The sequence below is a fragment of the Streptomyces sp. NPDC029956 genome (assembly GCF_055574655.1).
On sequence record NZ_JBVHZJ010000016.1, the window covers coordinates 1 to 8,440 of the forward strand.

Annotated in this window: 9 protein-coding genes and 1 pseudogene; 4 read left to right on the forward strand and 6 right to left on the reverse strand. The window is 73.1% G+C overall.

All coding sequences use genetic code 11. The features are described 5' to 3' along the window. Positions 1 to 90 precede the first annotated feature (90 nt). Positions 91 to 513, reverse strand: coding sequence for a MarR family winged helix-turn-helix transcriptional regulator (locus ACZ4XX_RS15205; RefSeq protein ID WP_383865768.1), 423 nt, complete (start codon positions 511 to 513; stop codon positions 91 to 93). A gap of 262 nt (positions 514 to 775) precedes the next feature. Between ACZ4XX_RS15205 and eno the strand changes: the two genes are divergently transcribed. Then, positions 776 to 2,077: a phosphopyruvate hydratase gene (eno, locus tag ACZ4XX_RS15210; RefSeq protein ID WP_468508396.1), complete on the forward strand. Its 1,302-nt coding sequence runs from the start codon at positions 776 to 778 to the stop codon at positions 2,075 to 2,077. 115 nt (positions 2,078 to 2,192) lie between these two features. Here the strand turns inward: eno and ACZ4XX_RS15215 are convergent, their stop codons facing one another. Beyond that, on the reverse strand, positions 2,193 to 2,660 hold the full coding sequence (locus ACZ4XX_RS15215) for a GNAT family N-acetyltransferase (protein WP_468508397.1): 468 nt from the start codon (positions 2,658 to 2,660) through the stop codon (positions 2,193 to 2,195). Between the two features lie 99 nt (positions 2,661 to 2,759). Beyond that, positions 2,760 to 3,206, reverse strand: coding sequence for an Lrp/AsnC family transcriptional regulator (locus ACZ4XX_RS15220; protein WP_468508398.1), 447 nt, complete (start codon positions 3,204 to 3,206; stop codon positions 2,760 to 2,762). Positions 3,207 to 3,299: 93 nt separating this feature from the next. Here ACZ4XX_RS15220 and ACZ4XX_RS15225 point away from each other — a divergent pair, with 93 nt between their 5' ends. Both ACZ4XX_RS15225 and ACZ4XX_RS15230 read left to right on the forward strand, forming a co-directional pair. Next, complete coding sequence (locus ACZ4XX_RS15225) at positions 3,300 to 4,148, forward strand: TIGR03619 family F420-dependent LLM class oxidoreductase (RefSeq protein ID WP_468508399.1); 849 nt, start codon at positions 3,300 to 3,302, stop codon at positions 4,146 to 4,148. After that, positions 4,145 to 4,579 carry a nucleoside deaminase gene (locus ACZ4XX_RS15230; RefSeq protein ID WP_468508400.1) on the forward strand — a complete coding sequence of 145 codons (435 nt, stop codon included), beginning with the start codon at positions 4,145 to 4,147 and terminating at the stop codon, positions 4,577 to 4,579. The genes ACZ4XX_RS15225 and ACZ4XX_RS15230 overlap by 4 nt, the downstream gene beginning before the upstream one ends. A gap of 16 nt (positions 4,580 to 4,595) precedes the next feature. Here ACZ4XX_RS15230 and ACZ4XX_RS15235 read toward each other — a convergent pair whose 3' ends face one another. Then, complete coding sequence (locus ACZ4XX_RS15235; protein WP_468508401.1) at positions 4,596 to 4,853, reverse strand: imine reductase family protein; 258 nt, start codon at positions 4,851 to 4,853, stop codon at positions 4,596 to 4,598. Positions 4,854 to 4,954: 101 nt separating this feature from the next. Between ACZ4XX_RS15235 and ACZ4XX_RS15240 the strand changes: the two genes are divergently transcribed. Further along, a complete protein-coding gene (locus tag ACZ4XX_RS15240; protein ID WP_468508402.1) occupies positions 4,955 to 5,656 on the forward strand; it encodes a class I SAM-dependent methyltransferase in 702 nt (233 codons plus the stop codon). Between the two features lie 98 nt (positions 5,657 to 5,754). Here the strand turns inward: ACZ4XX_RS15240 and ACZ4XX_RS15245 are convergent, their stop codons facing one another. Together ACZ4XX_RS15245 and ACZ4XX_RS15250 are read right to left on the reverse strand one after the other, a co-directional pair. Further along, complete coding sequence (locus tag ACZ4XX_RS15245; protein ID WP_468508403.1) at positions 5,755 to 7,407, reverse strand: transporter; 1,653 nt, start codon at positions 7,405 to 7,407, stop codon at positions 5,755 to 5,757. Positions 7,408 to 7,571: 164 nt separating this feature from the next. Next, a pseudogene (locus ACZ4XX_RS15250) lies at positions 7,572 to 8,387 on the reverse strand (ABC transporter ATP-binding protein); the annotation flags it as partial. Positions 8,388 to 8,440: the final 53 nt, after the last annotated feature.

Consider the following 8,440-nt stretch of genomic DNA (forward strand, 5'->3'; position numbering starts at 1 on the left):
TGCGGTGTAGTCCTAGACACCTCCACCACACCGGAGGTCTTCGCCATGATCAAGCCCGGTAAGCGTTAACAACGTTCGTGATCAATACACCTAGCGCGCGGCGAGTCGCTCCATCAGGGTGGCGCTGCGCGCCAGCACCTCGCGTTCCTCGCCGGTGAGCTCCAGCTCGATCGCCTGGGCGAGCCAGCCCACCCTGCGCCCGCGCTCCGCGTCGAGGGCGGCCCGTCCCGCGGGGGAGAGCTCCACCAGGGACTTGCGGCCGTCCGTGGGGTGCGCCCGGCGGACGACGAGCCCCTGCTCCATGAGCAGCCCGACCGAGCGGGCCATGGACTGGGGCCGTACGCGCTGGTCCGACGCCAGGTCGCTCGTGGTCATGGCGCCGTCGCGGTCCAGGGTGCCGAGCACGGAGACGTGGCCGAGCGGGATCTGGTCCTCGTGCTTCACGCGCCGCGTGAGCTTGCCCATCGCGGTGCGCAGTTCGGTGGCGACGGCGGCGGGTTCCGGGGTGGGCATAGGCCACTTTAACCGGTGGCCTGCGGCGGGGTGGAGCGCTGTACCTCCGGGCCGAACCGCGCGCACGACTCGACGGTACGGCTCCGCGGCCGAACCGCGCACCATGACCGCGTACAACAGCGCACCGCACATGCACACCACGACTATGCAGCCAAACTGCACAGCCAAACTGCACAGCATTGCTGTAGAGTCAGTGCTGCCGCGGCACGCGCCAGCGCTGTCGCAGCAGGGCCGCGGCGCGCATCCACACGAAGGACCCCCCATGGCTTCCACGGCAGTCGAGACCACCGTCATCACGTCCGTCACCGCCCGCAGGGTCATCGACAGCCGGGGCAACCCCACCGTCGAGGCCGACGTCCGCCTCGCCGACGGATCCCTCGGCCGCGCCGCCGTCCCCTCCGGCGCCTCCACCGGCGCACGCGAAGCCGTCGAGCTCCGCGACGGGGACCCCGGGCGCTGGCACGGCAAGGGCGTCGACCGCGCCGTCGCCCACGTCAACGGCGACATCGCGGCGGCGGTCGTCGGCCGCGACGCCGTCGACCAGGCCGGCCTCGACGCCGCGCTCGTCGCGCTCGACGGCACCGCCGACAAGTCCCGGCTCGGCGCCAACGCCCTCCTCGGCGTCTCCCTCGCCGCCGCGAAGGCCGCCGCGGCGGCCCACCGACAGCCGCTCTACCGCTACCTCGGCGGCGCCGACGCCCGCCTTCTCCCGCTTCCGATGATGAACATCGTCAACGGCGGCGCGCACGCCGACAATCCGCTGGACTTCCAGGAGTTCATGATCGCCCCGATCGGCGCGGAGACCTTCGCGGAAGCCGTACGCATGGGTTCCGAGGTCTTCCACACCCTCCGCCGCGACCTGCTGGCCGCCGGGCACGCCACCGGTGTCGGCGACGAGGGCGGCTTCGCGCCCGCGCTGCGTACCGCCGAGGAGGCACTCGACTTCGTCATGGCGGCCGTCGAGCGCACCGGCTACCGGCCCGGCACGGACATCGGCCTGGTCATGGACCCGGCCTCGTCGGAGTTCTTCCGGGACGGCGTGTACGTGTACGAGGGCGAGGGCGTCCGCCGTACGCCCGCCGAGCACGCCGACCACCTGGCCAGGCTCATCGACGCGTACCCGATCGTCTCCATCGAGGACCCGATGGCCGAGAGCGACCTGGACGGCTGGCGGGAGCTCACCGCCCGCGTCGGCGACCGCTGCCAGCTCACCGGTGACGACGTGTTCTGCACCGACGAGAACCTGCTGCGCGAGGGCATTCGTACCGGCGTCGGCAACTCGGTCCTGGTCAAGGTCAACCAGATCGGCACCCTGACCGAAGCCCTCGCCACCGTCGCCACGGCGCACCGCGCCGGCTGGACCGCCGTCATGTCGCACCGCTCCGGCGAGACGGAGGACACCACCATCGCCGACCTGGCGGTGGCGACCGGCTGCGGACAGATCAAGACCGGCTCGCTGTCCCGGTCCGACCGCACCGCGAAGTACAACCAGCTGATCAGGATCGAGGAGGAGCTCGGCGCCTCGGCGCGGTACGCGGGCGGGGCGGTACTGGACCGCTCCTGACCCGGTGTCCTCGGGCGCGGCGGAACCGGCACCTCGCCGGCCGCGCCGCCCCGGATCAGCCCTTCACCGGCCGCGCCGCCCCGGATCAGCCCTTCACCGGCCGCGCCGCCCCGGATCAGCCCTTCACCGGCCGCCACACGAAGCGGATGTCCGGCTCGTTCTCCTCGTTGCGCTGCCCGTCCGTCCGTTCCGCCTCGACGAAGCCGTGCCGCTCGTAGAACCTCCGCGCCGGTGCGTTGACCTGGAACGTCCACAGGTCCAGGCCCTCCGGCCGCTGCTGCTTGGCCAGTTCGACGAAGCGGTCGCCCAGGCCGCGGCCGCGCCACGACGGGTCGAGGTAGAGCTGGTCCAGGTCCCCGCCGTCGAGCACGAGGAGCCCCACCACGCCGGCCTCCCCGGCGACCGCGACCCAGGTCTCGTACTGCGGCACGACGACGTGGGTGAACCAGCCCCGCACCGCGTCGTCGTCGTGCGCGCGACGCACGGTCGGCAGCGCGGCGCCGAAGGAGCGCAGCCACACATCGGCCGTCGCGGTCGCGTCGGACTCGTCGGCGCGCCGAATCTCAAGGTCATCAAGGGTCACGGGGCGCGACGATCGCAGAAGAGGGCGTTCCGCGCATCCGAATTACGGGAGGGGCCGCCCTCGGCGAGGGGCCAGGGGCGGGCGCTCGGGGGAGGGCGTTCAGGGGCGGGCGGGGCCGCGCTGGGGGAGCGGCCGGCTGTAGACGACGCTGGTGGTCGTGCTGCCGAAGCCCGCCAGCTCGTCCACGAGGGTCTCCAGGTGCTCCATGGAGGTCGCGGCCACCTTCAGCGTGTAGCAGTCGTCGCCGGTGGTCCGCAGGCACTCGAGGATCTCCCGCCGCTCCGCGAGCAGCCGGCGCAACGGCTCGTGCTGGTTCCCCGGGTACTTCAGCCGTACGACGGCGAGGACGGGGTAACCGGCCTCGGCCAGGTCCACCACGGCGTGATAGCCGGTGATGACGCCCCGCGACTCCAGGTTCCGCACCCGTTCCGTGGTGGCCGACGAGCTGAGGTTCACACGCCGTCCCAGCTCGCTGAGGGAGATGCGGGCCTCCTGCTGAAGCTGTTCGATGATCGCCCAGTCGAGTTCGTCGAGATTCACGGCCATGCGACGATTCTACCGGCAGAAGCACGGGAGAAAGTCGGTAGCGCCGGGAGAGTTCGGTTCCGTATCCCCTGATCACGGGGATAGCCTCGACGCATGCAACTTGGCGTGAACGTCCCCAACTTCGGGCCCGGCACCGACCCCGGCGTGCTGCGCGAGTGGGCGCGGACGGTGGAGGACCTCGGCTTCGACCTGCTCATGGTGTCGGACCACGTGGCCGTCACCCCGGATGTCGCCGAGCGGTACCCGGAGCCGTTCTACGAGCCGTTCACCACGCTCTCCTGGCTGGCCGGGATCACCACGCGGCTGCGGCTCGGCACCACCGTCCTCGTGCTGCCGTACCGGCATCCGCTCCTCGTCGCGCGCATGGCGGCCAACCTCCACCAGCTCAGCGGCGGCCGGTTCGTCCTCGGCGTGGGCGTCGGCTGGTCGCGCCAGGAATTCGAGGCGCTCGACGTCGAGTTCACCGCACGCGGCAGACTGACCGACGCGTACCTGGGCACTCTGAGGGACGCGTGGCGCGCGACGCGGGACGGGTGCGCCGCCGTCACCGGCGCCCCGGATCCCGCCCCCGCCCCCATCCCCGTATGGGTCGGCGGCAACAGCGAGGCGGGGATCCGGCGGGCCGTCAGGTTCGGCGACGCCTGGCACCCGCTGCGGATGTCCATGGCAGGGATGCGCGCGGTGTTGGCGGACCACGCGCTGCCGGGGTTCGCGCCCCGTATCGCCCTGCGGCCGACCACCGCTCCCGTCGACGACCCCGAACGGCCCGCCGGGGTCGGCACCGTCGAGCAGATCCTCGACGACCTCGACCAGCTCCGCCGGCTCGGCGCCGACACCGTCGTCATCGACCCGTACCACGGAGATCCGGAGGAGACCCGCAGGCCCCAGGAGGCCTGGCGGGCGCTCGCCACCGTGGCCACCCTCTGGAGGACCCGCTCATGATCACGCCCGACGACGAGACCCTCCTGCGGCGCGCCATCGGCCTCGCCGCCCACGCCGTCACCCTCGGGGACGCGCCGTACGGCTCCCTGCTCGTCGGCCCGAACGGCGAGGTTCTCGCCGAGGCCCACAACACGGTGCGGCGCGACGACGACATCGCCGCGCACCCGGAACTGAAGCTCGCCCGCTGGGCGGCCCGCGAACTCGACCCGGACACCGCAGCGCGCACCACCCTGTACACCAGCTGCCAGCCGTGCGGGATGTGCGCGGGCGGCATCGTGCGCTCGGGCCTCGGCCGGGTCGTCTACGCGCTCGCCACCGAGCAGCTGGTCGAACTCAACCCGCAGTCGGGCGACTGGCCGACGGTGGCACAGGACGGCCCGGCCCTCTTCGACGAGGCGCGCGCACCGATCGAGGCGTACTACCGGCCGTAGCCGCGGGCTCCCGGCGTCAGGGCCGTCGCCCGAAGACCTCGCGCAGCCGGGTCGGGCTGTCGTCCTGACAGCCCTCGCCCGCCGCCCGCCGGAACGTCGCGAGGACCGCGGCGGGCAGCACCGGATCCACGCCCGCGTCCCGTGTCGTGCGGACGACAGGGTCGAGGCTCGCGACGGCCATCGAGATCCGGTCGACGTCGCCCGACCGGCCGGTCGCGTCGTACCGGCGACGTCGGCGGCGGTGCTCGTGCCTCCCTTGCGCGCCGCCGCCCACGGAGTGCGGCCACGGCCACGGTCACGACGTGAAGCCTTCGCACGCCTCGGGAGGCTGTCCCGCACCTCCCGTCCTAGGCTGGGACCGACGAAAGGGCAGCGATGAGCACGGACGCGGACGCGGGTGCCTTCGGCGACGGCGACGGCGCACCCCGGCACGGGCCGGCCCGCTCCCAGCGCGATCACTGGGAGCGGACCTACACCACCCACCCCGGCATGTTCGGCGAGGAGCCCTCGGCCTCGGCCGTCCGCGCCGCCGAGGTGTTCCTGGCCCTGGGCGCGCGCCATGTTCTCGAACTGGGTGCCGGGCACGGCCGCGACGCGCTGTTCTTCGCCCGTTCCGGGCTCACCGTGACCGCCGCGGACTTCAGCTCCGTCGGCCTCGGCGCCCTCGGCGCGCGGGCCGCCGCCGAGGGCCTCGACGCCAGGGTGAGCACCGCCGTCGTCGACGTACGCGAACCGCTGCCGTTCGCCGACGCCTCCGTGGACGCCGTGTTCGCCCACATGCTGCTGTGCATGGCCCTGTCCACCGACGAGGTCCACGCCCTGGTCGCCGAGGTGCGCCGCGTCCTGCGGCGGGGCGGCATCTTCGTCTACACCGTCCGGCACACCGGCGACGCCCATTACGGGGCCGGGACCGGTCACGGCGCCGACATCTGGGAGCACGGCGGCTTCGCCGTGCACTTCTTCCCCCGCGCCCTCGTCGAGGCCCTCGCCGACGGCTGGACACTCGACGAGGTGATCGACTTCGAGGAGGGCGACCTGCCCCGCCGCCTGTGGCGCGTCACCCAGACCCGGCGCTGAGGAGACGACGCGCAGACGCCGATGGCCCGCCCGGGCGAACCGGGCGGGCCATCGTTCGACGTGTCCGTCGGGACGTCCGTCGGGACGTCCGGCGGCGACTACCCCTTGCTGACCGCCGCCAGGATCTCGGGCAGCCGCCTCGCCGTCCGCGGCGCCGCCACCTTCAGGCCCGCCCAGATCAGGAGCGCGCCGTAGAGGATGCCGGCCGGGAACAGGAGCCAGAGCAGGGCCTCCTGGTCGGAGACATGGAAGTAGATCGTCGCGCCGATCAGCGGCGCGCACAGCAGCGCCGCCGTGAGCATGCCGCCGAAGATCGAGATCCACGCCAGGGCGCCCTGCCCCGGAGCCACGTTCTTGTAGCCGCTGTCCTGCGGGATCGAGTACGGGAAGGAGGCCGAGGCCACCGAGCCCGTCGCCAGCATCGCGCCGAGCAGGGCGAGCGCCAGGCCGACGGTTTCGGGGAGCCGCGACCACTCGCCGAGGACACCGACCGTGAGGGCCGTGACGAAGACGGCGTACGGGAGGGTGATCACCAGCAGGGCCATGGCCCGCGCCCGGAGTTCGGTGTACGCGTCGGCCGCCGTCGAGATCGTCTGGGAGACGATCCAGAACGCCGAGGTGTCCTGCCCGAACTGGTTGTACATCAGCATGCCGAGCATGCCGGAGGCGAAGCACGCCCAGTAGACCGAGCCCGTGCCCTGGAGCGCGTTGACGAGCGGGACGATCAGGCCCAGGGCGAGCGAGGTCACCGCTCCGGCCTTCGTCTTCGGGTCGCGCCACAGATAGCGCAGGCTGCGCTCCATGACCGCGCCGGTCCGCCCGTCCGGCAGGACCCGGCCGAGCAGCCCCGAACCGCCGGACTTGTCACGGACGCCCGCGTCGGAGGCCGCGCCGATCGTGGAGCCGTCGGGCTCGACCATCAGCCGCACCAGACTCCGCTGCCACCAGTACAGGAGCGCCACCAGCGTGGCCGCCGTGAGCAGCAGCCGGACCGCCGCCACCACGTAGTCGCCCTGGGCGGCGGAGTCGACCGCGGCGATCGCGGCGGCCGGCGGCAGCCAGCCCACGACGGCCGTCGCCGGTTCGAGCGACTCCAGACCGCCGGCCTGGCCCAGGCGCTGGGCGGCGAAGTTCACCACCTGCATGCCGACGGCGATGACCAGGCCGCTGAGCAGCGCCAGGTCCCGGCCCTTGCGGGAGGTGAGGAGCCGGACGTTGGCGGCGGCCACGGCCCGGGACAGCGCCACGCACGTCACGGCCGTCAGCGGTACGGCGAGGACGGCGAGGACGGTACCGGCGGCGCCGTGCGCGACGGACAGCGCGGCGCCCAGGGCCAGGACGAAGGTGAGGACGGGGCCGACACCCACGAGGGAGGCCACGAGGAGCGCGCGGACCAGCGGCCGCGGCCGCAGCGGCAGCATGACGAGCCGCGACGGGTCGAGGGTCTCGTCACCGCTGGGGATGAACAGCGGCATCACCGCCCAGGAGAGCGCGAGCCCGCCCGTGAGGAGGATGGCGATGCTGTCGGCGTCGGCGCTGCCCCGCATGAGGACGAAGGCCAGCACGAGGGCCGCGGCGAAGACCGCTCCGAAGACGATGGACAGGATGTACGCGGCCGTCCGCCCGCCCGACTGCCGCAGCCCGTTGCGCAGCAGGCTCAGCTTGAGCCGCACGAAGACGGAGGTGAGGGAGGGGACGGGGCCGGCCGGGGTAGTGGTGCCGGTGGTGGTCGTGGTTGGGAAGGCACTCATCGCTTCGCCCCGTCCGAAGCACCGGTCTCGCCCGCAGCACCAGCCCCACCGGCGTCACCGGTTCGGCCGGCGCCTCCAGCGGCACCGGCCTCACCAGCCCCACCGGCCTCACCAGCCCCACCGGCCTCACCAGCGCCTCCAGTCCCACCGGCAGCCCCCGCCCCGCCGCCCAGCCAGTCGAGCGAGTCGCCCGCCGCCGCGCGCCCGTTCGCGCCGACGAGCTCCAGGAACGCCGCCTGCAGCGACGGCGCGTCGCCCCGTACCTCCGCGAGCGTGCCCTGGGCGCGGATCCGGCCCGCCGCCATCACGGCGACCCAGTCGCAGAGCGACTCGACGAGCTCCATGACGTGGCTGGAGAAGACGACGGTGGCGCCGGAGGAGGTGTACCGCTCCAGGACGCCGCGGATGGTCTGCGCGGAGACCGGGTCGACGCCCTCGAAGGGCTCGTCGAGGAAGAGCACCTCGGGGTTGTGGAGGAGCGCCGCCGCGAGCCCGATCTTCTTCCGCATGCCGGTCGAGTAGTCGACGACCAGCTTGTTCTGCGAGCCGGTGAGGTCGAGGACGTCGAGGAGCTGCGTGGCCCGCTTGTCGACCTCGGCGCCGGGCAGCCCCCGCAGCCGGCCGCTGTACGCGAGGAGTTCGCGGCCGGAGAGCCGCTCGAAGAGCCGCAGGCCCTCGGGCAGGATGCCGATCCGGGCCTTGACCTGGGCGACCGACTCGGGGTCGGCCCAGACGTCGTGCCCGGCGACCTGGATGCGTCCGTGGTCGGGACGGAGCAGGCCGGTGATCATCGACAGGGTGGTGGTCTTGCCGGCGCCGTTGGGCCCCACGAGCCCGATGAACTTGCCCGCGGGCAGCACCAGGTCGATGCCGTTCACCGCGATCTGCTGGCCGAATCGCTTCCACAGGCCCTCGATGCGCACGGCGGGGGGGGGGCGGGCCCCCCGGGGGGGGGACCGCACGTGGGAAACCTCCCTCAACGCCCTGGTCGGGGGGGGTGTTTTTTGCCTCCTTTCCCCCCCCGCGTCTTCTT

What these genes read in the sequence shown, in the direction of transcription:
- ACZ4XX_RS15205 (WP_383865768.1), bottom strand. Translation starts at nt 513, where the DNA reads ATGCCCACCCCGGAACCCGCCGCCGTCGCCACCGAACTGCGCACCGCG.
- ACZ4XX_RS15230 (WP_468508400.1), top strand. Translation starts at nt 4,145, where the DNA reads ATGATCACGCCCGACGACGAGACCCTCCTGCGGCGCGCCATCGGCCTC.
- ACZ4XX_RS15225 (WP_468508399.1), top strand. Translation starts at nt 3,300, where the DNA reads ATGCAACTTGGCGTGAACGTCCCCAACTTCGGGCCCGGCACCGACCCC.
- eno (WP_468508396.1), top strand. Translation starts at nt 776, where the DNA reads ATGGCTTCCACGGCAGTCGAGACCACCGTCATCACGTCCGTCACCGCC.
- ACZ4XX_RS15245 (WP_468508403.1), bottom strand. Translation starts at nt 7,407, where the DNA reads ATGAGTGCCTTCCCAACCACGACCACCACCGGCACCACTACCCCGGCC.
- ACZ4XX_RS15220 (WP_468508398.1), bottom strand. Translation starts at nt 3,206, where the DNA reads ATGGCCGTGAATCTCGACGAACTCGACTGGGCGATCATCGAACAGCTT.
- ACZ4XX_RS15240 (WP_468508402.1), top strand. Translation starts at nt 4,955, where the DNA reads ATGAGCACGGACGCGGACGCGGGTGCCTTCGGCGACGGCGACGGCGCA.